The sequence below is a fragment of the Streptomyces sp. NPDC002276 genome (genome assembly GCF_053891435.1).
Map to the genome: position 1 here is coordinate 443,100 of NZ_JBSFCQ010000006.1, position 23,945 is coordinate 467,044.

Sequence of the window (23,945 nt, forward strand, 5' to 3'; positions counted from 1 at the left end):
TGTTGTGACCGACCAGGAGCCGTACCTGATCATCTCCTCCGACTGCCACGCCGGACTGCCCACCGAGGAGTACCGGCCCTATCTGGACGCCCGGTTCCACCGGGACTTCGACGAGTTCCTCGCCGGACGCGACCGGCGCCGCGAGGAGATGACCCGGCTCGGCATCCGCAACGAGGCGTTCGCCACCAAGTGGTTCCACGACAACGAGGAGGGCCTGCGCGGGGGTTGGGACACCGCGCAGCGCCTCAAGGAGCTGGACGGCGACGGGGTGGCCGCCGAGGTGGTCTTCCCGGACGCCGACGCCGTGGACAGCCGGACGGCCGCGCCCTTCGGGGTCGGACTCGGCCTCTCCGGGGACCAGGACCCCGAGTTGGGCATGGCGGGCGCGCGGGCGCACAACCGCTGGCTCGCCGAGTTCGTCTCCGAGAACCCCGAACGGCACTGCGGGGTCGCCCTGTTGCCGGTGACGGCCCCTACGGAGAAGGTCGTCGCGGAGATCCACCGCGCCAAGGAGTCGGGCCTCGGCGCCCTGATGATCCCCTCCATGTGGGTCGACAAGGAGCCCTACCACGACCGCCGTTACGACCCCGTGTGGGCTGCCGCCGCCGAGTGCGCGATGCCCGTACTGACCCACTCCGGGGCGGCGCCCCGCCACGAGTACGGCGACCACCTGGGCATCTACGTCAGCGAGGTGACCTGGTGGCCCGCCCGGCCGCTCTGGTTCCTGCTCTGGTCCGGGGTCTTCGAACGCCACCCGGGGCTCAAGTTCGGTGTCGCGGAGTCGGGTTGCTGGTGGCTGCCGAACCAGCTGTGGTTCATGGACCGCCTCTACCTGGGTGCTCACGGCGGCAAGAAGCTGTCGCCCTTCGCGGAGTTGAAACGGCCGCCGAGCGAGTACCTCGACCGGCAGGTGTTCATCTGCGCCACCAACACCAAGCGCCGTGAACTGGCGCAGCGCTACGAGATCGGCGTCGACAACATCCTCTGGGGCAGCGATTTCCCGCACCCCGAGGGCACCTGGCCCGACACGCGCGCGTGGCTGAAGCGCACGTTCCATGACATCCCGGTCGACGAGACCCGCCGCATGCTGGGCCTGGCGGCGGCCGACGCCTTCGGCTTCGACGTGGCGGCCCTGGAGCCCCTGGCCCGCCGGATCGGTCCCACCCCCGCCGAACTCGGCCAGCAGGACGACCAGGAGGCCGTGACGGCGTCCTGGGCGCGCTCCCGCGAGGTGGGGCGGCACTGGCTGACCGACCACGACTTCCCGGTCCTGGGGGCGACGCCATGACCGCCACAGGAGCCGTGAGGCCCGCGAGCGAGGACCGGTACACGGTGATCTCGGCCGACTGCCACGCGGGCGCCGATCTCCTCGACTACCGGCCTTACTTGGAGAAGCGCTACCACGACGAGTTCGACGCGTGGGCGGCCACGTACGTCAACCCGTACGAGGACCTGGTCGCCGACACGGCGGACAGGAACTGGAACTCCGCGCGGCGGATCGCGGAGTTGGAGCAGGACGGGATCGTCGCCGAGGTGGTCTTCCCGAACACCGTCCCGCCGTTCTTCCCGTCCGGCTCCCTGATGGCACCGGCGCCCACCGCCGAGGAGTTCCAGCGCCGTTGGGCCGGCCTGCGTGCCCACAACCGCTGGCTGGCGGACTTCTGCGCGGCCGCGCCGGGCCGGCGGGTGGGTGTCTTCCAGATCCTCCTGAACGACGTCCAGGAGGCCGTCCAGGAGATCCGGTGGGCGGTCGAAGTCGGCCTCAAGGGCGGCCTGTTGCTCCCCGGCACCCCACCGGGCTCGGGGCTGCCGGAGCTGTACTCGTCGACGTACGACCCGATCTGGGCCGTGTGCGCGGAACTCGGCGTGCCCGTCAACCATCACGCGGGCTCGGCCGCCCCGCCCCTCGGCGAGGAACCGGCCGCCCGCGCGGTGTACATGGTCGAGACGACCTGGTTCTCGCACCGCGCCCTGTGGCACCTGATCTTCGGCGGTGCCTTCCGCAGGCACCCGGACCTGAAGCTGGTGCTGACCGAGCAGGGCTCCGGCTGGATACCCGGGGTGCTCGACATGCTGGACTACTACCACGGGCGCCTGGTCGCGGCGGCGTCGAAGGCGGCCACGGCGGAGTCCAAGTTCGGCGCGGGGCTCGCCACTTCGATGGGCAAGGGTCCCTCCGAGGTATGGCGCGACAACTGCTTCGTAGGAGCCAGTTTCATGCGCCCGCACGAGGTGCCCCTGCGCGACCGCATCGGCGTCGAGAAGATCATGTGGGGCAGCGACTACCCGCACGACGAGGGCACTTACCCGTACTCCAGGGAGGGCCTGCGTTTCGCCTACGCGCGCGTGCCGAGCGACGAGGTCGCCGCGATGCTCGGGGGCAACGCGGCCCGCGTGTACGGCTTCGACCTGGACCTCCTGGACCCGATCGCGGCGAGGGTGGGACCGACGGTGGCGGAGATCGCCGAGCCGCTCGCGGAACCGCCGGCGGACGCCACGAGCCCGGTGTTCGCGCGGGGGGCGTCGGTACGGGTGTGGTGAGGCCGGGGATGGAATCCTCCGGGGGTGACTGAAACCAACGGCGAGTCCCACGCCGAGGCGCACGGCGGCAGCCTCGGCTCGCGGCTGAACTGGCTGCGGGCCGCGGTCCTCGGCGCCAACGACGGCATCCTGTCCACCGCCGGTCTCGTCGTCGGCGTGGCCGGCGCCACGGACGACCGCTCGGCACTGCTGACGGCCGGCCTCGCCGGTCTCCTCGCCGGGTCGATGTCGATGGCGGCGGGGGAGTACGTGTCCGTCTCCACCCAGCGCGACTCGGAGAAGGCCGCACTGGCTCTGGAGAAGCGCGAGTTGAGGGAGCAGCCGGAGGCCGAGCTGGAGGAGCTGACCGAACTCCTCCAGGACCGCGGTCTGACCCGTGAGGTGGCCATGGAGGCGGCGGCCCAGCTCACGGAACGCGACGCCCTGCGCGCCCACGCGCGCGTGGAGCTCAACATCGACCCCGACGACCTCACCAACCCCTGGCACGCGGCCTGGGCGAGCTTCCTGTCTTTCACGGCCGGTGCTCTGCTGCCCCTCCTGGCGATCGTCCTGCCCCCGGCCGGTTGGCGCCTCGGCGTCACCGTGGTCTCGTCCCTGGCCGCCCTGGTCTTCACCGGCTGGACCAGCGCACGGCTCGGTGCGGCCGGTCCGAGGACGGCGATGGTGCGGAACGTGGCCGGGGGCGCGCTGGCGATGGCCGTGACGTATGCGGCGGGAACGCTGCTGGGGGCGGCGGGCGCGTGACCGGTTGGCGGAGATCGCCAACAAGCAAGCGCGTACCCCAGGAAATACTTGTGGGTAACAACGTCTAGTCGTGACCGATTCGTGGTCCTACGGTTCATCCATGCCGAACCTGCCCGATGCCGTGCTCTGGTCGATCCCCGCCTTCGTGCTGCTCACCGTGATCGAGATGATCAGCGTGCGCGTCCACCCCGACGAGGACGCGGCGGGCTACGAGGCGAAGGACGCCGCCACGAGCGTCGGCATGGGCCTAGGGAGCCTCGTCTTCGACTTCCTCTGGAAGATCCCGATCGTCGCGATCTACACGGCGATCTACGAACTCACCCCGCTGCGCGTGCCCGTGCTGTGGTGGACGATCCCGCTGATGCTCCTCGGGCAGGACTTCTTCTACTACTGGTCCCACCGAGGCCACCACGTGATCCGCATCCTCTGGGCCTGCCACGTCGTCCACCACTCCAGCCGCAGGTTCAACCTGACGACGGCCCTGCGCCAGCCCTGGACGACCCTCACGGTATGGCCGTTCTACGTCCCGCTCGTCGCCCTGGGCGTGCATCCCGCCGCGCTGGCGTTCTGCTCCTCGGTGAACCTCGTCTACCAGTTCTGGATCCACACCGAGCGGATCGACAGGATGCCCCGGTGGTTCGAGTTCGTCTTCAACACGCCGTCCCACCACCGGGTCCACCACGCCTCCCAGGGCGGCTATCTGGACCGCAACTTCGGCGGCATCCTCATCGTCTGGGACCGGCTCTTCGGGTCGTTCGTCCCCGAGGTTGATCGGCCCGTCTATGGGTTGACGAAGAACATCAACACGTTCAACCCGATCAAGGTCGCCACCCATGAGTACGTCGCCATCGCCAAGGACCTGAAGGCGGCGACCAGTTGGCGCGAGCGCGCGGGGCGGGTGTTCCGCGGACCGGGCTGGCAGCCTGCGGTCGCGGTGGAGCAGACCGAGCAGTCCGTGGCCGCGTGAGAGCGTCCCGGGCGCTCCTGGCTGCCTTCGTCCTCGCCACGGCCCTCGACCTCGTCTCCCTCGCCGCGGGCTTCCACATCGGCCATCTGGTCGCCAAGCCGCTGATCGTGCCGCTGCTCGCCGCGTTCGCCGCCCGCGCGGGCGGTCCCCGGCTCCTGGTCGCCGCCCTGCTGTGCGGCTGGGGCGGCGACGTCCTGCTGCTCTCCGACACCGACCCCGCGTTCATGGCCGGGATGGCCTCCTTCGCCGCCGGTCACGTCTGCTACCTCGTCCTGTTCCGGCGCCACGGTCCGCCACGCGCGCGTGCGGGTCTGCTCGCCGTCGGCTACGCCGTCGCCCTCGTCACCCTGGTCGTCCTGCTGTGGCCCGGCCTGCCGACCGGCCTCCGCGTCCCCGTCGCCGGCTACAGCACCCTCCTGACCGCCATGGCGTACACCGCGGCCACCAGGCTCGGCCCGGTCGCCGGGCTCGGCGGGGCGCTCTTCGTCCTCTCCGACACCCTCATCGCGACCGGCGTCGCCGACTGGCCGCAGCCGCCCCGGCCCGACTTCTGGATCATGCTCACCTATGCGGCAGCGCAGTTCCTGCTGGTCCGGGGCGCCCTCGATGCGCGGCCCGCACCGGCGGCGGCGTACCGTGAAGTGCGCTCGACCACCCCCTGAGCGCACCGCACCAAGCAGACCAGCGACGAGAAGGACCCTCGCCATGCGCGCCACCACCATCCACGCCCCGTTCGACATGCGCGTGGAGGACGTGCCCGAGCCGATGGTGCAACTGCCCACCGACGCCGTGGTCCGGGTGTTGCGCGCCTGCATCTGCGGCAGCGACCTGTGGGCGTACCGCGGCGAGGCGGCCCGGCAGCCGGGCCAGCGGATCGGACACGAGTTCCTCGGGATCGTCGAGGAGGCCGGCTCCGAGGTGAACGGTGTCCGGGTCGGCGACCTCGTGGTCGCGCCCTTCATGTGGTCCGACGGCGTCTGCGCCTACTGCCGCGAGGGCCTCACCACCTCCTGCGTGCACGGCGGCTTCTGGGGCGCCGTGGGCTACGACGGCGGCCAGGGCGAGGCGGTACGCGTCCCCTTCGCCGACGGCACGCTCGTACGGCTCCCCAAGGAGGCGGCCTCCGACGACCGCCTGCTGTCCGCGCTGCTGACCCTGTCGGACGTCATGGGCACCGGCCACCACGCGGCCCTCGGCGCGGGCGCCCGCAAGGGTGCCACCGTCGCCGTCGTGGGCGACGGAGCGGTCGGCCTGTGCGCCGTGCTCGCCGCCAAGCGCCTCGGCGCCGAGCGGATCATCGCCCTCGGCCGCCACGAGGCCCGCACGGCCATCGCGCGCGACTTCGGCGCCACCGACGTCGTCGCCGAACGCGGCGAGGCCGCCGTCGAGGCCGTCCGCGAACTCACCCGGGGCCAGGGCGCGCACTCCGTCGTCGAGGCCGTCGGCACCGAGCAGTCCATGCGTACGGCCGTCAACATCACGCGCGACGGCGGGGCCATCGGCTTCGTCGGCGTGCCGCACGGCAGCGGCACCGGCCTCGACCTCGGGGTCATGTTCGACCGGAACATCGCGCTGCGCGGCGGGGTCGCGCCGGTCCGCGCGTACATCCCGGAACTGCTGCCCGACATCCTGGACGGCGCCATCGACCCCTCGCCCGTCTTCGACCTGACGGTCGACCTGGAGGGCGTACCCGACGGCTACAAGGCGATGGACGAGCGCACGGCCCTGAAGGTCCTGGTCGTCAACAGTTGATCGATGCCAGGTTGATCAATGCCGGTGCCGGTCAACACTGGATTCGATCAATGCCAGCGGATCGGCACCGGCAATGCGGTCAACAGTCCGGAGACCACGACCACCACCCCCAGGACGACGACCTCGGCCCGCGCGGGTGAGCAGGCGGCCAACGGATCGGTGGCCCGCCGCAGCCGGTGGCGCGCCCACAGCGCGAGTACGGCGACGGTGGCGACGAGCAGCACCTTGGCGAGCAGGGTGCGCCCGTACGCCGTCGTCGTCAGCTGGTCCAGGATCGTGCCGGCCGGCATCCTGCGCAGCGAACTCCACACCCCTGTGGCGGTGATCGCGGCGAGCAGCACGGCGGCCACGCGCGCGTAGAGGCCCAACAATGCGGCCCCCGCCTCGGTGCCCGGCCACTCCCGCAGCGTCCGCAGCACATGCAGCAGCCCGCCGACCCACAGCGCCGCGCACGTCAGATGCACCAAGGTCAGCTCCGAGCCGACCAGCGGGCTGTGTTCGCCCACCGGGTGCGCGCGCAGTGCCTCCGCGAGGACCACGGCGGCAAGCGGCCACACCTGTACGGCGGGTCGGCGCGACCGGGCGCACAGGGCCGCCACGGCGAACGCGTTGACCTCCAGGAGCGCCAGCTTTCCGTCGCGGGACTGGTAGAGGCCGCCGACGTCGATCTCGGCGAGGCTGTGCGGCACCAGATTGCCCGTCGCCACGACCGACGCGAGCCCCAGCGCCGCGACGAATCCGGCACCGGCCGCGTACAGGGCCCAACTCCCGGGGCCGTTCGGGGGAGCGCCGGGCACGGTGCGCGCCAGCCGGTTCACGAACAACTCGCCCAACGGCACGCACAGCGCGGCGAACAACACCGCCCGCAGCAGCGCGATGCCGCCGACACCGGGCGCGGCGGCCTCCCCGGTGCCGTGCAGCGCGGCGGACGGGCCGAGCAGCGGGATCAGCGCGGCGAGCAGCACCAGGGCCAGTACGGCGACGGCCCGGCGGATACCGGGGCGCCGCCCGGGGCCACTGGTGTCGGCCGCTTCGACAGTCGGTCGTATCAAGGTCACCCCAAGATCTTCACCAGCCGTCACAGAACCGGGCAAGTGCAACAAAACAACTGGCGGAACCGGATTCCGCTCATAGTTACGTTTCCGGTCCGCCCTCGGATCAAGCCCAACGAGCCGGGTCTGTGCCCCAACGGCCCGGCGGACGCGCCCAGTTCGCGGGACCGCCGGTGAAGGAGACCGGCGACAGCGCGTGCCGCAGCCGCCCGATACCGCTGTCCGTCTCGACCAGCCAGGCATCCGGCTGGTTGTACGCCGTCCCACTCTCCTCGTACTCCTCGTACGAGGGCCCGACTCCTCCGGGTGTCATCAGCCAGGCGGCGGTTCGTGCGAGCGCCAGTCGCAGGACGAGGCCATGACCTTGCTCCGTCTGTTCCGTCAGCGCTCGCAACACCGCGGCCGCCAGCAGATACCCGGTCCCGTGGTCGAGGGCCTGCGCGGGCAGCGCTCCGGGCCGCTCCGGCGACCCTTCGATCGCCGCGATGCCGGTGGCGACCTGCACCAGGCTGTCGAACCCGCGCCGCCCGCCCCACGGCCCGTACGCGCCCCACGCCGACAACCGCGCCACGATCAGCCCGGGCCGCCGGTCGGCCAGCGCCTCGGGGGAGAGGCCGAACCGGTCCAGGGCGCCCGGCCGGTACCCGGTGACGACCACATCGGCCCGCCCGAGCAGTTCCTCGAAGGTCCGCCGGTCCGCCGCCACCCCGAGATCCAACCGGGTCGACCGTTTCCCGAAACCGGTGTCCGCGTGCGCGTCGGGATCCTCCGGCAACCGCGGGGCGTCCACGCGCAGCACGTCCGCGCCCAGCAGCGCGAGCGTGCGGGTGGCGACTGGGCCCGCGATCACCCGGGTCAGATCGAGCACCCGCAGCCCGGCGGCAGGCAACAACGGATCTCCGTTCAGCGGCGGCAGCGCACGCGCGCGTGCCGTGCCGAGCCGCTCCCGCTCGACGAGAGGCCGCCCGGCCACCGCGACCCCTTGCGGGTGTACGGCCCACTCCGCCGCCGTCCGCAGCGCGACCGCGAGGCCTCCGGCGCCGTACACGGTCTCCTCCACCTCGGACGCGGACCGTTCGGCGAGCACGTCGGCCACGTTGTCCACGGAGGCGTCTCCCGGCAGCCGCAGCGCGCCCAGGAGTCTTGTCCGGTGGTGCGGATAGTTCGCGTGGGTGCGGACCCAGCCGTCGGCCGTCCGCCAGAACCGCGACAGCGGCGCGAAGGAGACCGGCGCCCGCCCGTCGATCAGCAGATGCCGCTCACTGACGAACGCCGTGGCGACGGCCCCGTCGTCCACCCGCACCCCGGGCACCTCCGTGCGCCCGGCCCGCCGCGCCCCCAACTCGGCGGCGGCCAGCGCACACGCTCCCACACAGGCCCGCGCCAACTCCCGTACGGGAAGCCGTGCTTCGAGGGCTCCTTGGCGCGCGACGGTCGAGACACGCGGGGCCAGGGAGGGATCGCCGCCCAGCGCGGCCCATGCCACCTTGATGTCAGTCATGACTGCACTATGCATTATTGATTCAATCAATATATCTGGGGTGGCGATACAGATGGCGATGCAGACACGAACGGGCCGGGCGGAGATCCGCCCGGCCCGCGTCAGCAGAGAAGGTGTACGGGTTACTTGACCGCCCGCAGTGCGTTGACGATGCCGAACCCGTAGAAGCCGTTGACGCGCTTGCCGCCGACGCAGGTCGCGTCCGCGATGCCGTCGCCGTTGGTGTCGTACACGCCGGTCGGGCAGCCCGGGTTGTCCGCCTCGGCCTTCAGCAGCGCCTGCAACTGGGCCGGAGAGGCGTGCGGGTGCGTGGACTTCAGCAGCGCGGCGACGGCGGCGACGTGCGGGGTCGCCATCGATGTGCCCTGGAGGTAGCCGTACGTGTTGTTCGGCAGCGTGGACAGGATGCGGCCGTTCTTCGACGGGGTGTCCGGGATCTGCCGGGCGTCCCCGCCCGGCGCCGACACGTCGATCACGCCCTTGCCGTAGCTGGAGAAGTACGACTTGGCCTTGGTGACGCCGACCGAGCTCACCGTCACGACACCGGGCAGCTGGGTCGGTACGTCGAAGCACTCGTGCGGGTCGACCGTACGGGTCGTCGCGGTCGAGTCGTCGGGGCTGGACGCGTCGACCAGGGCGTGGGAGTCGAGGTCGTCGTTGGAGTTGCCGGCCGCGGCGACATTGAGCGTGCCCTTGCTCTGGGCGTACAGCTGGGCCCTGTTGACCGCGTCGACGATGGCACGTTGATCGGGGTCGTCCATGCAGTTGTACAGCCAAGGATCAACGTAGTAGCTGTTGTTGGTGATCTCCACGCCGTGATCCGCGGCGAACACGAACGCGCAGACCACACTCTCCGGGTAGAACAGCTGGGTCGAGTCGGGCTCGGCCACCGTGATCCCGGAGACCTTCACGCCCGGCGCGACCCCCGCCACACCGATTCCGTTGCGGGCGGCGGCGATCTCACCGGCGACATGTGTGCCGTGGTAGTGCGCGGAGTCCACGGGGCGCCAGGAGCCGTACGTCGTGTCCGCCTTGCCGCCCACGCAGTTCGCGGACTGCGAGGGGGAGAAGTTCGGGGCGATGTCCGGGTGGGTGTCGTCGACGCCGACGTCGATGACGGCGACCGTCACGCTCTTGCTGCCCGGGTTGATCTTCGCGGCCTTGTCGGCGCCGATCGCGGGCAGGTCCCACTGGTCGGCTTCGAGGGGCTCGCTGTCACCGGCCGCGGCGGAGGCCTTCGCCGCCTTCGCGGCCTGCTCCTTGGAGAGGTACTGCACCGCGCCCTCGTCGGTCGTCGAGGCGGGGCTCAGCGGCGCGGTGCGCGTGGCACCGGCCGACTGCACACCGGGCACCTTGCGGATGATCGGCCCGAAGCCGGGGTTCGCCGAGTGCACGACGATCACACCGATCTTCTCGTACGTCACCACGATGGTGCCGCCGGCCGCGTTGATCGCTTTCTTGACCGTGTTGATCGTCCGGTGGTCCAGTCGAGTGTTGACCACATAGGCGAGGTTGGGTGCGTCGGCGGTCTGCGCGGTGGTCTCCGTGATCGGGACCGCCGAAGCCGCCGACGGGAGGAAACCGAGCGAGGCGGTCAGCGACAGCACGACCGGTACGGCGAGGGCGAGCCGGTGTCTGGGGCGCAGATGAGCCATGGGATCTCCACATCATCCGGAAACGAAAAGGCCCGAGACGTGGTGCCTCCCGGGCAGGTACATGACGAGTGGTGCCAGCTGAAGTTATCTCCCGCGAGGGCTGGCCAGCAATGACTTCCCAAAGGCGAGTCCTGAAAGAAGTCAAAGGAGTTGAACCGGTCCACGCGTGGCGCCGTGACCCTGGGCAGGAAGCGCCAGCAGGATCGAGGACCCCTCGATGTCGCGCAAGGGAGTCGCCCGATCACTCCTGGTGGCGTGATCCGTAGGTCTGTGAGGTCGCAACCAGCATGTCCGCAACGCGAGGAGACACCGTGGCCACCGAGACACCACCGCCCTCGAATGCCGAACACAAACTCCCCAGTACCGAGGAGTTCGAACAGGTCCAGGAGAGCGCGGAGTTCGCCGAACTGCGCCGCGCCCACCGCTCCTTCGCCTTCCCGCTGACCGTCGCCTTCATCGCCTGGTACCTCCTGTACGTCCTGCTGTGCAACTACGCGGACGACTTCATGGACACCAAGGTCGTCGGCAACATCAACGTCGCCCTCGTCCTGGGCCTCGGCCAGTTCCTCACCACGTTCCTCATCGCCTGGTGGTACGCGCGGTACTCCGCCGCGAAGCTCGACCCCAAGGCCGAAGCCATCAAGTCCCGGATGGAGGGCGGCGCATGAGCCCCGCGATCACCCTGGCCGCCGGAGAAGCAAGCCAGCACCGGCCGCTGATCATCACCCTGTTCGCGGTCTTCGTCGCCGCGACGCTCGTCATCACCGTCTGGGCGGGCCGCCAGACCAAGAGCGCCGCCGACTTCTACGCGGGCGGCCGGCAGTTCACCGCCTTCCAGAACGGCCTGGCCGTCTCCGGCGACTACATGTCCGCCGCGTCCTTCCTCGGCATCGCCGGCGCCATCGCCCTCTTCGGCTACGACGGCTTCCTGTACTCGATCGGCTTCCTGGTCGCCTGGCTGGTCGCCCTGCTCCTGGTCGCCGAACCGCTGCGCAACTCCGGCCGCTACACCATGGGCGACGTCCTCGCCTACCGCATGCGCCAGCGCCCGGTCCGCACGGCGGCCGGTACGTCCACCATCGTGGTGTCGATCTTCTACCTGCTGGCCCAGATGGCAGGCGCGGGCGTCCTGGTCTCCCTGCTCCTGGGCATCACATCCGACGCGGGCAAGATCGGCATCGTCGCCCTGGTCGGCGTCCTGATGATCGTGTACGTCACCATCGGCGGCATGAAGGGCACCACCTGGGTCCAGATGGTCAAGGCCTGCCTGCTCATCGCCGGCGCCCTGCTGCTGACCTTCCTGGTGATGCTCAAGTTCAACTTCAACATCTCCGACCTGCTCGGCAAGGCCGCCGACAACAGCGGCAAGGGCTCCGCCTTCCTGAACCCCGGCCTCAAGTACGGCGCCACAGGCACGACCAAGCTGGACTTCATCTCCCTGGGCATCGCCCTGGTCCTCGGCACCGCGGGCCTGCCGCACATCCTGATCCGCTTCTACACGGTGCCCACCGCCAAGGCCGCCCGTAAGTCCGTCAACTGGGCCATCGGCCTCATCGGCGCCTTCTACCTGATGACGCTGGCCCTCGGCTTCGGTGCCGCGGCACTGATCAAACCGGACGAGATCATCGCCTCCAACAAGGCGGGCAACACGGCGGCCCCCCTCCTGGCCCTCCATCTGGGCGGAGTCGACTCCAGTTGGGGCGCCATCCTCCTGGCCACCATCTCGGCGGTCGCCTTCGCCACGATCCTCGCGGTCGTCGCCGGCCTCACCCTGGCCTCGTCCTCCTCCTTCGCCCACGACATCTACGCCAATGTCATCAAGCGGGGACAGGCGACGGAGAAACAGGAGATGGCCGCCGCCCGGTACGCCACGATCGGCATCGGCGCCGTCTCCATCCTCCTCGGCGCCCTCGCCCGCGACCTGAACGTCGCCGGCCTGGTCGCCCTCGCCTTCGCGGTCGCCGCCTCCGCCAACCTCCCGACGATCCTCTACAGCCTCTTCTGGAAGCGCTTCACCACGTCCGGGGCCCTGTGGTCGATCTACGGCGGCCTCGTCACCGCGGTCGGCCTGGTCCTGTTCTCGACGGTCGTCTCCGGAAAGCCCACCTCGATGTTCCCGGACGTCGACTTCCACTGGTTCCCCCTGGAGAACCCGGGCATCATCTCCATCCCGGTCGGCTTCCTGCTGGGCTGGCTCGGCACGATCCTCTCCAAGGAGGAGCCCGACACCGCCAAGTTCGCGGAGCTGGAGGTACGGTCCCTGACCGGCACCGGAGCCCACTGAGCCCCCGCACACCGACGGCCGCGTCGTAGATCCCTACGACGCGGCCTCGTCGTACCTCGTGGGATCGGGCCGCTCTCGTTGTCAGAGGTGTCGCGTACGCTCGCAGGTGTCGGAAAACATGCGATCCGAATCGAGGGAGGAGGCCCACGTGCTCATCGACACCTATGGCCGAGTGGCCACCGACCTGAGGGTTTCGCTGACCGACCGGTGCAACCTCCGGTGCACGTACTGCATGCCCGAGGAGGGCCTGCAATGGCTGGCGAAGCCCGACCTCCTCACGGACGACGAGATCGTCCGCCTGATAGACATCGCGGTCACCTCCCTCGGCATCGAGGAGGTCCGCTTCACCGGTGGCGAGCCCCTGCTGCGCCCCGGCCTGGCCGGCATCGTCGAGCGGGTCGCGGCCCTGGAGCCCCGCCCCCGGATGTCCCTCACCACCAACGGCATCGGCCTCAAGCGCACGGCGACCGCCCTGAAGAAGGCGGGCCTGGACCGGGTCAACGTCTCGCTGGACACCCTGCGCCCGGACGTCTTCAAGACCCTCACCCGCCGCGACCGCCACCAGGACGTCCTCGACGGCCTCGAAGCCGCCCGCGAGGCCGACCTGACCCCGGTCAAGGTCAACTCGGTGCTGATGCCGGGACTCAACGCCGACGAGGCCCCGGACCTGCTGGCCTGGGCCGTGGCCAATGACTACGAACTGCGCTTCATCGAGCAGATGCCCCTGGACGCCCAGCACGGCTGGAAGCGCGAGGGCATGGTCACGGCCGGCGACATCCTCGCCTCCCTCCGCACCCGCTTCGAGCTGACCCCCGAAGGCACCGACGAGCGCGGCTCGGCCCCGGCCGAACGCTGGATCGTGGACGGCGGCCCGCACCGCGTGGGCGTCATCGCCTCGGTCACCCGCCCCTTCTGCGGAGCCTGCGACCGCACCCGCCTCACCGCCGACGGCCAGATACGCAGCTGCCTGTTCGCCCGCGAGGAGACCAGCCTCCGCACCGCCCTGCGCTCCGACGCCCCGGACGAGGAGATAGCCCGCATCTGGCGCCTGGCGATGTGGGGCAAGAAGGCGGGCTCGGGCCTGGACGACCCGTCGTTCCTCCAGCCGGACCGACCGATGTCGGCGATCGGCGGCTGACCAGCGGTCGTGGACGAAGGAGCGCTACGAAACTTCCGATGAGGTGAGCCCTACGGGATCTCGGGCGCTTCCCAGTCCTCGAACTTGACGACGTCCTTCAGGAACCCGCGCACACCGAGGAACTGGGACAGATGCTCGCGATGCTCCTCGCACGCGAGCCACGTCTTGCGCCGCTCCGGCGTGTGGACCTTCGGGTTGTTCCACGCGAGGACCCACACGGCGTCGGCGCGGCAGCCCTTCGCGGAGCAGATGGGCGTCTCGTCACTCACGGGAACTCACGGAATCCGTCTCACAGATGCGCTGAAAAGGCGACGCCGAGCAGCCACGGGGGGAGCTGCCCGGCGTCGGTCTGTCGCTCCGACGGGGGATGCGGAGCGCGTACGAAGTATGTCATGGGTGACCGCTCGCTCGGCACCGGAACAACATGATTGATCTGAGCTTTTCTTGAGCTTGGTGCGGAGCCGACTTCCGTTTGTGGCACGTTCGCCATGGTCACGACCGGCCCTGCGGTTCGCCCCGGACACCCGGCGTAGGCTCGGGTACGACCTCTTCCGGGACGGGTTCCGCGACCCCCTCGTCCGACCGCGGCGGCATGATCATCGGCCGCGGCGGCGCGGTGACGAACGTCGACGGCAGACCGGGCGCGTTCTCCCGCCCGGCGTTCGCGATCACCACGGCGACATAGGGGAGGAGCACACCGAGCACCAACGCGACGATCGCGACGTGCCGTTCGACGTTCCACAGCGAACAGGCGAGAATCACCGACACCGTACGGATCGACATCGAGATGACATACCGGCGCTGCCGACCGCGGACATCCTCCGCGAGTCCCGTCCGGGCTCCGGTGATCCGGAACACCTGGGCGTTGCCTTCGCCGTGCAGCTTCCGCATCACATTCCACCATCCGCCCGCATCGGACTCTCCCCGGCCCGCGACCCCGGTTCGCACCCGATCCGGGAACCGGGCCCCGACACCTCCAACGTTACGCCGCGCCTGCGCCGCCTTCGAGACCGGGGCACCCCGGGTCCGGGCGAGCGGACTGCGCCGCACCACGTACGGCCGCACCCGACATGCGGCGTACCGCGACCGGGCCCACACTTGGCGTAATGCTCACGTCGAGCCGTACAAGGAGGCAGCCATGGGCTGGTTGTGGGCGATCATCGTGGGATTCGTGCTGGGCCTGATCGCGAAGGCGATCATCCCGGGCAAGCAGCACAGTCCGCTCTGGCTGACCACCATCTGCGGGATTCTCGGAGCCATCGTCGGCAACGCGATCGCGCGAGCGGCCGGCGTCGACGCGACCAGCGGCATCGACTGGAGCCGCCACGCGTTCCAGCTCATCGCCGCGATCATCATCGTCTTCGTGGTCGACATGGCCTACATGGCGACCATCGGCAAGAACAAACAACGAGCCTGACATCCGTACGACGAAGGGGCGGCCTCCCGAACCGGGAAACCGCCCCTTCGCCCTGTGCTCACGCGCCGGTGACCTCCACGGCCGCCAGATTCTTCTTCCCCCGCCGCAGCACCAGCCACCGTCCATGAAGGAGATCCTCCGTGCCCGGCACGGCGTCCTCCGCGGTGACCTTCGCGTTGTTCACGTAGGCCCCGCCCTCCTTCACGGTCCGCCGCGCGGCGGACTTGCTCGCCACCAGGCCGACCTCGGCGAACAGGTCGACGACCGGGCCGAGTTCGGCCACCTGGATGTGCGGGACCTCGGAGAGGGACGCGGCCAGCGTCTTCTCGTCCAGCTCCGCCAGCTCGCCCTGCCCGAAGAGGGCCCTGGACGCGGCGGTCACGGCGGCCGTCTGCTCGGCGCCGTGCACCAGCGTCGTCAGCTCCTCGGCCAGCGCGCGCTGCGCGGCACGGGCCTGGGGGCGTTCCTCGGTCTGCTGCTCCAACTCCTCAAGCTCCGCACGGGACTTGAAGGACAGGATGCGCATGTACGTGGTGATGTCCCGGTCGTCCGTGTTCAGCCAGAACTGGTAGAACGCGTACGGCGTGGTCATCTCCGGGTCGAGCCAGATGGCCGTGCCCTCGGACTTGCTGAACTTCGTGCCGTCCGCCTTGGTCATCAGCGGGGTCGCGATCGCGTGCACCGTGGCGTCCGGCTCCAGGCGGTGGATCAGGTCCAGGCCCGCCGTGAGATTGCCCCACTGGTCGCTGCCGCCCTGCTGGAGGGTGCAGCCGTACCTCCGGTAGAGCTGGAGGAAGTCCATGCCCTGGAGGATCTGGTAGCTGAACTCCGTGTAGCTGATGCCCTGGTCGGACTCCAGACGTCGGGCGACGGAGTCCTTGGTCAGCATCTTGTTGACGCGGAAGTGCTTGCCGATGTCCCGCAGGAACTCGATCGCGGAGAGGTTCGCCGTCCAGTCCAGGTTGTTGACCATGACCGCCGCGTTCTCGCCCTCGAAGGACAGGAACGGCTCGATCTGGTGGCGCAGCTTCTGGACCCAGCCGGCGACCGTCTCCGGGTCGTTCAACGTGCGCTCCGCCGTCGGGCGGGGGTCGCCGATCTGACCCGTGGCGCCGCCGACCAGCGCCAGCGGCCGGTGGCCGGCCTGTTGCAGCCGGCGCACGGTGAGCACCTGCACCAGGTGTCCCAGGTGGAGGGAGGGCGCGGTGGGGTCGAAACCGCAATAGAACGTGACGGGACCGTCCGCGAGCGCCTTGCGCAAAGCATCTTCGTCGGTGGACAGGGCGAACAGCCCGCGCCACTTCAGCTCGTCGACGATGTCCGTCACGGTTCTCGTATCTCCTTGAGTGGTCTCTCGATCTCGTGATGCACGTATGACGTGAATCAGGTACGAGGTTATACGCCCTGACTGACAGAGCTCATATTGAAGTCCGGCACCCGCAGCGCGGGCATCGCAGCCCTGGTGAACCAGTCGCTCCACTCCCTGGGCAGCGTCTTTTCCGTGCGCCCGGCCTCGGTCGCCCGCCCCAGCAGATCCACCGGCGACTCGTTGAACCGGAAGTTGTTCACCTCGCCCGCCACCTCGCCGTTCTCGACGAGGTAGACGCCGTCCCGGGTGAGCCCGGTGAGCAGCAGGGTCGCCGGGTCGACCTCGCGGATGTACCAGAGGCAGGTGAGCAGCAGCCCGCGCTCGGTGTTCGCGACCATCTCCTCCAGGGAGCGGTCCTCGCCCCCGCTCAGGATCAGGTTGTCGATCGACGGCGCCACCGGCAGCCCGGTGAGCCCCGCGCTGTGCCGACTCGTCAACAGATGCCGCAGCTCGCCCTCGCGCACCCAGTCGGTGGCCGTCAGCGGCAGCCCGTTGTCGAACACCGACTGGTCGCCCCCGGAGGTGTGCGCGAGCACGAACGGGGCGGATTCCAGGCCCGGTTCGTTCGGGTCGCTGCGCAACGTCAGCGGCAGCTCGCTGAGCTTCTCGCCGACGCGGGTGCCACCGCCCGGCTTGGAGAACACCGTGCGCCCCTCGACCGCGTCCCGCCCCGACGCCGACCACATCTGGTAGATCAACAGGTCCGCGACCGCGGTAGGCGGCAGCAGTGTCTCGTACCGGCCCGCGGGCAGCTGGATCTTCCGCTCCGCCCAGCCCAGCCGTACGGCCAACTCGGCGTCCAGCGCGGCCGGGTCGACGTCCTTGAAGTCCCGGGTCGAGCGGCCGGCCCACGCCGAGCGCGTACGGTCCGGGGACTTGGCGTTCAGCTCCAGCGTGCCGTTGGGCTGGTCGTGGCGCAGGCGCAGGCCCGTCGACGTACCCAGGTAGCTGGAGACCAGCTCGTGGTTGGCGAAGCCGTACAGCTCGCGACCGCCCGCACGCGCGCGTGCGAACGATTCGCCGAGCGCCGGCGCGAAGTCGGTGAACACGGAGGACGAGGTCTCGGCGGGGCCGTCCGTGAAGTCGGGCGACGCCGTCACGCCCGTGACGAGCGGCTGTGCGTCCTCGGCGGGCGCGGCCCCGCGCGCGGCTGCCTCGGCGGCCCGTACGAGCGGCTCCAGCTCCTCCGGGGTGACGGCGGACCGGGACACGACCCCCGAGGCGGTGCCCTCCTTGCCGTCGACGGTCGCGATGACGGTGAGCGTGCGCCCGCGCGTGACACCGTTCGTGGTCAGCGCGTTGCCCGCCCAGCGGAGGTTGGCGGTCGACTGCTCGTCGGCGATGACGACACAGCCGTCGGCCCGGGACAGTTCGAGGGCGCGCTCGACGATCTCGTGCGGCTTGTTCGTACGAGGACTCATCGACCGGCCTCCTGCGTGGTATTGAGGATGTTGACGCCCGTGAAGAGGGCCGAGGGGCAGCCGTGCGAGACCGCCGCGACCTGGCCCGGCTGGGCCTTGCCGCAGTTGAAGGCGCCGCCCAGGACGTAGGTCCCCGGACCGCCGACGGCCGCCATGGACCCCCAGAAGTCGGTGGTCGTCGCCTGGTAGGCGACGTTCCGCAGCTGTCCGGTGATCCGCCCGTTCTCGATCTTGAAGAACCGCTGTCCGGTGAACTGGAAGTTGTAGCGCTGCATGTCGATCGACCACGACCGGTCGCCCACCACGTAGATCCCGCGGTCGACCCCGCCGATCAGATCCTCCGTGGACAGCCCCGCCGGGTCCGGCTGCAACGACACGTTGGCCATGCGCTGCACCGGCACATGGCCGGGGGAGTCGGCGTAGGCGCAGCCGTTCGAGCGGTCGAAGCCGGTCAACTTCGCGATGCGGCGGTCGAGTTGGTAGCCCACCAGGGTGCCGTTCTTGACGAGGTCCCAGGACTGGCCCTCGACGCCCTCGTCGTCGTAGCCGATGGTCGCGAGGCCGTGTTCGGCGGTGCGGTCGCCGGTGACGTTCATCCGCTCGGAGCCGTACTTGAGCTTGCCGAGCTTGTCGAAGGTGGCGAAGGAGGTGCCGGCGTAGGCGGCCTCGTAGCCGAGCGCGCGGTCCAGTTCGGTGGCGTGGCCGATGGACTCATGGATCGTCAGCCAGAGGTTGGACGGGTCGACGACGAGGTCGTAGAGGCCCGCCTCGACGCTCGGCGCCCGCATCTTCTCGGCGAGCAGCTCGGGGATCCGCGCCAGCTCCTCGTCCCAGTCCCAGCCGGTACCCGTCAGGTACTCCCAGCCACGGCCCACGGGCGGCGCGATGGTACGCATCGAATCGAACTCACCGCTCGACTCGTCGACCGACACCGCGTTCAGCTGCGGATGCAGCCTGACCCGCTGCTGGGTGGTCACCGTCCCGGCGGTGTCGGCGTAGAACTTGTTCTCGTGCACGGTGAGCAGCGACGCGTCCACATGGTTGACGCCGTCCGCCGCGAGCAGCCGCGCGCTCCAGTCCGCCAGCAGCCCCGCCTTCTCGTCGTCGGGCACCGAGAACGGATCGATCTCGTACGACGAGATCCACGTCCGCTCCTCGTGCACGGGCTCGGCGGCCAGCTCGACGCGCTCGTCGGACCCGGCCGCCTTGATCACCTGGGCGGAGAGCTTCGCCATCGCCACCGCCTGCGAGGCGACCTTCGCGGCGGCGTCGAGGCTCAGGTCCACGCCCGACGCGAAGCCCCAGGTGCCGCCGTGCACGACCCGCACCGCGTACCCGAGGTCGGTGGTGTCCGACGTACCGGCCGGGCGGGCGTCCCGCAGCCGCCAGGACGCGCTGCGCACCCGTTCGAACCGGAAGTCCGCGTGCTCGGAACCGAGCGCACGCGCGCGTGCCAGCGCGGCGTCGGCCAGGGCGCGTAGCGGAAGCGCCGTGAAGGCTTCGTCGATGGAATGAGGCACGGAGGTCTCCCTGCTGTCGTGGCCTGTGGAGTCCGATCATGTCGCGCGGACAGGTGCGGGGACCACACGTTTCCGCTCGGCGTCGGCACTTTCTGTAGAGACCCGACAGCGAGTCCCCCAAGCCACTGTCGGTGCCCGATTGTCCCGTGGCGCGGGCCGACCGATAGGTTTTCGATAAGGCCGTCTGTCGACCAGGGTGCACCGGGCAGGCGCGCAGGACAGCTATCGAAAGGGTGATCCGTTGAGCCGCTCGGTTCTCGTCACCGGAGGCAACCGGGGCATCGGCCTCGCCATCGCCCATGCGTTCGCCGACGCCGGCGACAAGGTCGCGATCACGTACCGCTCGGGTGAGCCGCCGGCCGGCTTCCTCGCGGTGAAGTGCGACATCACCGACACCGAGCAGGTGGAGCAGGCCTACAAGGAGATCGAGGCCGCGCACGGCCCCGTCGAGGTCCTGGTCGCCAACGCGGGCGTCACCAAGGACACGCTCCTGATGCGCATGTCCGAGGAGGACTTCACCTCGGTCATCGACACGAACCTCACCGGCACCTTCCGCGTCGTCAAGCGTGCCAACCGCGGCATGCTGCGCGCCAAGAAGGGCCGTGTCGTCCTGATCTCGTCGGTCGTCGGCCTGATGGGCGGTCCCGGCCAGTCGAACTACGCCGCCTCCAAGGCGGCCCTGGTCGGCTTCGCGCGCTCGCTCGCCCGTGAGCTGGGGTCGCGCAACATCACCTTCAACGTCGTCGCGCCCGGCTTCGTGGACACCGACATGACCAAGGTGCTCACCGACGAGCAGCGCGAGGGCATCGTGAAGCAGGTGCCGCTCGGCCGTTACGCGCAGCCCGAGGAGATCGCCGCGACGGTGCGGTTCCTCGCCTCGGACGACGCCTCGTACATCACTGGAGCCGTCATCCCTGTTGACGGCGGACTGGGAATGGGTCACTGATCACCATGAGCGGAATTCTTGAGGGCAAGCGCGTCCTGATCTCCGGTGTGCTGCTGGAGTCCTCCATCGCCTTCCACGCCGCCAAGCAGGCCCAGGAGCAGGGCGCGGAGATCATCCTGACCGCGTTCCCGCGGCCCACGCTGACCGAGCGCATCGCCAAGAAGCTGCCGAAGCCCACCAAGGTCATCGAGCTCGACGTGACGAACGCCGAGCACCTCGCGCGTCTCGCCGACGTCGTCGGCGAGGAACTGGGCGGCCTGGACGGCGTCGTGCACTCCATCGGGTTCGCGCCGCCGGACGCGCTCGGCGGCAACTTCCTCAACACGCCGTTCGAGTCGGTCGCCACGGCCATGCACGTCTCGGCGTACTCCCTGAAGTCGCTGACCGTGGCCTGCCTGCCGCTGATGCAGAACGGCGGCTCGGTCGTCGGCCTCACCTTCGACGCGTCCTTCGCCTGGCCGCAGTACGACTGGATGGGCCCGGCCAAGGCCGCCCTGGAGGCCACCAGCCGCTACCTCGCCCGTGATCTGGGCAAGCAGAACATCCGCTGCAACCTCATCTCCGCGGGCCCGCTCGGTTCGATGGCCGCCAAGTCCATCCCGGGCTTCGGCGAGCTGGCCGCCGTGTGGGACAACCGCTCCCCCCTGGAGTGGGACCTCAAGGACCCGGAGCCGGCCGGCAAGGGCATCGTCGCCCTGCTGAGCGACTGGTTCCCGAAGACCACGGGCGAGATCATCCACGTGGACGGCGGTCTGCACGCCATCGGCGCCTGATCTCCCGGCCCGACTTCTCCCACCGCGTCGACGCCCCGTTTCCCGCACCGCGCGGGCAGCGGGGCGTCACCCGTTCGGCCCCGTAGACCGGGCGGGGTCGGGCCACAACTGCGCACTCTGGATTACGCGTTCACCACGCGATTCCCTCCCCAGCACCACCGAGGAGGTTCCCCTTGTGCGCCTGTCCCGCAGCCTGGCCTCAGTGACCGCCGCCGTCGCGCTCGTCATCTCCCTGGCGTACGAGGCGATGCCCCACGCACGCGTGGAGGCCCGGAAACCGGCCGCCGCCCCCCAACTGTTCGGCGCCGCGTGCCGCACCGCGGTCCACGGCTCGCACGTGATCGCGTACTGCCACAACCCGTACCCCCTGACCGACCGCGTCGCCCTGCACATCGAGTGCGACCGCTGGTGGGACATCGACAGCGACGGCACCGGCATCGACGCGGGTCCGGCGCAGACCGTACGGCTGGCAGGCCGCTGCTGGGAGGACGTCCGCGCGGTGTGGGTCAGCCACCAGAAGCGGGCGAGCTGAGCCCCTCGGGAGCGGGCGGGTCCAACCGCCCAGGGCGGCACAGGAACGGATAGCCCGCGGCCTCCGCGGCGGCCGCCCGCGCGTCACCCGCGCGGATCGCGTCCACGAGCCGCGTGTGGTCCATGTACGACTCCGGAGTCAGCTCCTCGCCGACGTCCGCGCGCAGCCAGTCCCGCAGCACCTCGCCGAGGTCGGCGTACATCGCCGTCATGACGTCGTTGTGCGAGGCGGCCACCACGGCCAGGTGCAGGGTCGCGTCGGACGTCACGAAGGCCTCCGCGTCCCCCGACGCCCACGCCTCCTCGCGCCGTACGAGCAGGGCGTCCAGCTGCTTGAGGTCCTTCTCGGTGCGCCGCTCGGCCGCCAGCTGCGCAGCCGCCGACTCCAGGGTGGAACGCAGTTCGGCGATGTGCCGGGGGTCGGCGTCCGCGAACCGGCGGTGCATCACGCCCGCCAGCTCGCTGGTCGCCACGACGTAGGTGCCGGAGCCCTGGCGGATGTCCAGCAGACCGTTGTGCGCGAGCGCGCGGACGGCCTCGCGGACCGTGTTGCGGGCGACCCCGAGCTGCTCGACCAGCTCCGGCTCGGTCGGGATCCGGGAGCCGACCGGCCATTCGCCCGAGGTGATCTCGTTCCGCAGCGCGGCGATGACCTGCTCGGACAGCGCCGAACGACGGGGGTGGCTCAGGGGCATGGCACACCTTCGCATGTGCGGGGCGGGAACGGGCCACCCGGGGATGGACAACCAATCATCCCATGATTCTATGATGGGCGGCATGGCGAGCGAGGAAACCCGGACACCGAAGTCCACGACGACGAACACCGGCGGCCCGGCCGCGAGCGACCCCGCGACATCAAGCGACCCTGCAACATCAAGCGGAGGACCGTCCACGCGCGCGTGGACGACGCGTCTGGTCGTCGTCGGCATCGTGCTGGCCGCACTGAACCTCCGTCCCGCGATCACCAGCCTCGGCGCCCTCCTCGAAGAGGTCCGCGACGGCCTCGGCATGAGCGGCAGCGTCGCCGGACTGCTCACGTCCGTACCCCCGTTGTGCTTCGCCGCCTTCGGCGTCATGGCCCCGCGCCTCGCCCGCCGCTTCGGCCCGGGCACGGTGGTCTGCGCCGGAATGGTCGCCATCACCGCGGGCCTGCTGATACGGCCGTACGTCGGCGGTACGGCGGGCTTCCTGGCCGGCAGCGCGCTCGCGCTCATGGGCATCGCGGTGAGCAACGTCCTGATGCCGGTGATCGTCAAGCGTTGGTTCCCCGACCGGGTCGGCTCCATGACCGGCCTGTACTCGATGGCCCTCGCCCTAGGTACGGCCGCCGCGGCCGCGGTCACCGTGCCCATGACCGATGCCCTGGGCGGCAGTTGGCGCTCCGGCCTCGCCGTGTGGGCGGGGCTGGCCGCGGCCGCCGTACTGCCGTGGATCGCTCTCGCGCGGCACCGGGAGGCGCCCGCGGATCCGCCCTCCCGCGCGGGGGAGACCGAGCGGGCGCGGCCCGAACTGCGGATCACCCGCAGCCGTACCGCCTGGGCGCTCGCCGTGTTCTTCGGGCTCCAGGCCACCGCCGCCTACATCACGATGGGCTGGATGGCACAGATATTCCGGGACGCGGGCGTCTCCGCGAGCACGGCCGGGCTGCTGCTGGCCGTCACCATGGCGGTGGGCGTGCCCCTGGCCTTCGTCATCCCGCGCGTGGCCACCAGGCTGCCCCACCAGGGGCCGGTCGTCGTCGTGCTCGGCGTCTGCGGTCTCGCCGGATACGCGGGCCTGTACCTCGCGCCGGCCGGCGGAGCCTGGGCCTGGGCCCTGCTGCTCGGCATCGCCAACTGCGCCTTCCCGCTGGCCCTGACGATGGTCGGCATGCGGGCCAGGACCGGCGCGGGCGTCGCCCAGCTGTCCGCCTTCGCGCAGAGCGCCGGGTATCTCATCTCCGTCCCGGGGCCGCTCCTGGTCGGCGTGCTCTACCAGCACAGCGGCGGCTGGGGACTGCCGATCGCCCTCATGGCCGGCCTGATGGTCCCGCAGATGGCCGTGGGCGTCCTCGCGGGCCGCGACCGTACGGTGGAGGACGAGGCGGCCCGCTGAACCCGCCCCGGCGGACGTCGCACGGACGGGGGGTGCGAGACTTGCCGTATGCCAGTGCTCGACCCGAACCCCCAGAACGGCCAGCGGAAGATGCTCATCGTCTTCGGCTCGTTCTTCGCCATCTTCATCGTCATCGCCATCATCGCGACGATCGCGTCCCCGTGACCACACGCGCCCGAGTCGATGGTGGGGTTCTCCCCACCATCCCCTAGGGGGCGAGGCTCAGGGTCAAGTGGGTGG

General features: G+C 70.3%; 24 protein-coding genes. 15 read left to right on the forward strand and 9 right to left on the reverse strand.

Features of this window, described 5'->3' with window-relative positions; genetic code table 11:
- Positions 1–4 precede the first annotated feature (4 nt).
- The 6 genes from ACWIHT_RS18885 to ACWIHT_RS18910 all read left to right on the forward strand — a co-directional run bounded on the left by ACWIHT_RS18885 (position 5) and on the right by ACWIHT_RS18910 (position 6,004).
- Entirely contained in the window at positions 5–1,288 is a 1,284-nt protein-coding gene (locus ACWIHT_RS18885; RefSeq protein WP_456169229.1) for an amidohydrolase family protein, read from the forward strand.
- Positions 1,285–2,541, forward strand: a complete 1,257-nt coding sequence (locus tag ACWIHT_RS18890) for an amidohydrolase family protein (protein WP_456169230.1) — start codon at positions 1,285–1,287, stop codon at positions 2,539–2,541. The genes ACWIHT_RS18885 and ACWIHT_RS18890 overlap by 4 nt, the downstream gene beginning before the upstream one ends.
- 24 nt (positions 2,542–2,565) lie before the next feature.
- Entirely contained in the window at positions 2,566–3,285 is a 720-nt protein-coding gene (locus tag ACWIHT_RS18895; RefSeq protein WP_456169231.1) for a VIT1/CCC1 transporter family protein, read from the forward strand.
- Positions 3,286–3,385: 100 nt separating this feature from the next.
- Positions 3,386–4,252 (forward strand): sterol desaturase family protein, encoded by an 867-nt coding sequence (locus ACWIHT_RS18900; RefSeq protein ID WP_456169232.1) that lies wholly within the window; start codon positions 3,386–3,388, stop codon positions 4,250–4,252.
- Complete coding sequence (locus tag ACWIHT_RS18905; protein ID WP_456169233.1) at positions 4,249–4,914, forward strand: lysoplasmalogenase; 666 nt, start codon at positions 4,249–4,251, stop codon at positions 4,912–4,914. Before ACWIHT_RS18900 ends, ACWIHT_RS18905 begins: the two co-directional genes overlap by 4 nt.
- A 43-nt stretch (positions 4,915–4,957) precedes the next feature.
- Entirely contained in the window at positions 4,958–6,004 is a 1,047-nt protein-coding gene (locus tag ACWIHT_RS18910) for a zinc-dependent alcohol dehydrogenase family protein (protein ID WP_456169234.1), read from the forward strand.
- Between the two features lie 47 nt (positions 6,005–6,051).
- Here ACWIHT_RS18910 and ACWIHT_RS18915 read toward each other — a convergent pair whose 3' ends face one another.
- From ACWIHT_RS18915 to ACWIHT_RS18925, 3 genes are all read right to left on the reverse strand, one after another.
- On the reverse strand, positions 6,052–7,062 hold the full coding sequence (locus tag ACWIHT_RS18915) for a CopD family protein (RefSeq protein ID WP_456169235.1): 1,011 nt from the start codon (positions 7,060–7,062) through the stop codon (positions 6,052–6,054).
- Between the two features lie 100 nt (positions 7,063–7,162).
- Positions 7,163–8,557, reverse strand: a complete 1,395-nt coding sequence (locus ACWIHT_RS18920; protein WP_456169236.1) for a CoA transferase — start codon at positions 8,555–8,557, stop codon at positions 7,163–7,165.
- Between the two features lie 122 nt (positions 8,558–8,679).
- Positions 8,680–10,212 carry a S8 family serine peptidase gene (locus ACWIHT_RS18925; protein ID WP_456169237.1) on the reverse strand — a complete coding sequence of 511 codons (1,533 nt, stop codon included), beginning with the start codon at positions 10,210–10,212 and terminating at the stop codon, positions 8,680–8,682.
- 311 nt (positions 10,213–10,523) lie between these two features.
- Between ACWIHT_RS18925 and ACWIHT_RS18930 the strand changes: the two genes are divergently transcribed.
- The 3 genes from ACWIHT_RS18930 (at position 10,524) to moaA (ending at position 13,634) form a co-directional block, all read left to right on the forward strand.
- The gene (locus tag ACWIHT_RS18930) at positions 10,524–10,880 is read left to right on the forward strand and encodes a DUF485 domain-containing protein (protein WP_456169238.1); all 357 of its coding nucleotides are present in this window, start codon (positions 10,524–10,526) and stop codon (positions 10,878–10,880) included.
- Positions 10,877–12,496 (forward strand): solute symporter family protein, encoded by a 1,620-nt coding sequence (locus ACWIHT_RS18935; RefSeq protein ID WP_456169239.1) that lies wholly within the window; start codon positions 10,877–10,879, stop codon positions 12,494–12,496. The genes ACWIHT_RS18930 and ACWIHT_RS18935 overlap by 4 nt, the downstream gene beginning before the upstream one ends.
- Before the next feature lie 148 nt (positions 12,497–12,644).
- On the forward strand, positions 12,645–13,634 hold the full coding sequence (gene moaA / locus ACWIHT_RS18940; RefSeq protein ID WP_456169287.1) for a GTP 3',8-cyclase MoaA: 990 nt from the start codon (positions 12,645–12,647) through the stop codon (positions 13,632–13,634).
- 50 nt (positions 13,635–13,684) lie between these two features.
- Here moaA and ACWIHT_RS18945 read toward each other — a convergent pair whose 3' ends face one another.
- Both ACWIHT_RS18945 and ACWIHT_RS18950 read right to left on the reverse strand, forming a co-directional pair.
- Complete coding sequence (locus tag ACWIHT_RS18945; RefSeq protein ID WP_456169240.1) at positions 13,685–13,903, reverse strand: hypothetical protein; 219 nt, start codon at positions 13,901–13,903, stop codon at positions 13,685–13,687.
- A gap of 223 nt (positions 13,904–14,126) precedes the next feature.
- Entirely contained in the window at positions 14,127–14,525 is a 399-nt protein-coding gene (locus tag ACWIHT_RS18950; protein ID WP_456169241.1) for a DUF3099 domain-containing protein, read from the reverse strand.
- A gap of 247 nt (positions 14,526–14,772) precedes the next feature.
- Here ACWIHT_RS18950 and ACWIHT_RS18955 point away from each other — a divergent pair, with 247 nt between their 5' ends.
- A complete protein-coding gene (locus ACWIHT_RS18955; RefSeq protein ID WP_043685229.1) occupies positions 14,773–15,051 on the forward strand; it encodes a GlsB/YeaQ/YmgE family stress response membrane protein in 279 nt (92 codons plus the stop codon).
- A 58-nt stretch (positions 15,052–15,109) separates the two neighbouring features.
- Here ACWIHT_RS18955 and tyrS read toward each other — a convergent pair whose 3' ends face one another.
- The 3 genes from tyrS to ACWIHT_RS18970 form a co-directional block, all read right to left on the reverse strand.
- Positions 15,110–16,378 carry a tyrosine--tRNA ligase gene (tyrS, locus tag ACWIHT_RS18960; RefSeq protein ID WP_456169242.1) on the reverse strand — a complete coding sequence of 423 codons (1,269 nt, stop codon included), beginning with the start codon at positions 16,376–16,378 and terminating at the stop codon, positions 15,110–15,112.
- Positions 16,379–16,446: 68 nt separating this feature from the next.
- Positions 16,447–17,841, reverse strand: a complete 1,395-nt coding sequence (locus tag ACWIHT_RS18965; RefSeq protein ID WP_456169243.1) for a metallopeptidase TldD-related protein — start codon at positions 17,839–17,841, stop codon at positions 16,447–16,449.
- Positions 17,838–19,361 (reverse strand): TldD/PmbA family protein, encoded by a 1,524-nt coding sequence (locus tag ACWIHT_RS18970; RefSeq protein WP_456169244.1) that lies wholly within the window; start codon positions 19,359–19,361, stop codon positions 17,838–17,840. Before ACWIHT_RS18970 ends, ACWIHT_RS18965 begins: the two co-directional genes overlap by 4 nt.
- Positions 19,362–19,602: 241 nt before the next feature.
- Here ACWIHT_RS18970 and fabG point away from each other — a divergent pair, with 241 nt between their 5' ends.
- The 3 genes from fabG (at position 19,603) to ACWIHT_RS18985 (ending at position 21,612) form a co-directional block, all read left to right on the forward strand.
- Complete coding sequence (gene fabG / locus ACWIHT_RS18975; RefSeq protein ID WP_456169245.1) at positions 19,603–20,307, forward strand: 3-oxoacyl-[acyl-carrier-protein] reductase; 705 nt, start codon at positions 19,603–19,605, stop codon at positions 20,305–20,307.
- A gap of 5 nt (positions 20,308–20,312) precedes the next feature.
- Positions 20,313–21,080 (forward strand): enoyl-ACP reductase FabI, encoded by a 768-nt coding sequence (gene fabI / locus ACWIHT_RS18980; protein WP_456169246.1) that lies wholly within the window; start codon positions 20,313–20,315, stop codon positions 21,078–21,080.
- A gap of 175 nt (positions 21,081–21,255) precedes the next feature.
- Positions 21,256–21,612 carry a hypothetical protein gene (locus ACWIHT_RS18985; RefSeq protein WP_456169247.1) on the forward strand — a complete coding sequence of 119 codons (357 nt, stop codon included), beginning with the start codon at positions 21,256–21,258 and terminating at the stop codon, positions 21,610–21,612.
- On the opposite strand, the gene ACWIHT_RS18990 is transcribed toward ACWIHT_RS18985, so the two are convergent.
- Complete coding sequence (locus tag ACWIHT_RS18990; protein ID WP_456169248.1) at positions 21,587–22,306, reverse strand: FadR/GntR family transcriptional regulator; 720 nt, start codon at positions 22,304–22,306, stop codon at positions 21,587–21,589. The genes ACWIHT_RS18985 and ACWIHT_RS18990 overlap by 26 nt on opposite strands.
- Before the next feature lie 82 nt (positions 22,307–22,388).
- Here ACWIHT_RS18990 and ACWIHT_RS18995 point away from each other — a divergent pair, with 82 nt between their 5' ends.
- Together ACWIHT_RS18995 and ACWIHT_RS19000 are read left to right on the forward strand one after the other, a co-directional pair.
- Positions 22,389–23,705, forward strand: coding sequence for a CynX/NimT family MFS transporter (locus ACWIHT_RS18995; protein ID WP_456169249.1), 1,317 nt, complete (start codon positions 22,389–22,391; stop codon positions 23,703–23,705).
- Positions 23,706–23,753: 48 nt separating this feature from the next.
- Entirely contained in the window at positions 23,754–23,870 is a 117-nt protein-coding gene (locus ACWIHT_RS19000) for an SGM_5486 family transporter-associated protein (protein WP_019060691.1), read from the forward strand.
- Positions 23,871–23,945 lie beyond the last annotated feature (75 nt).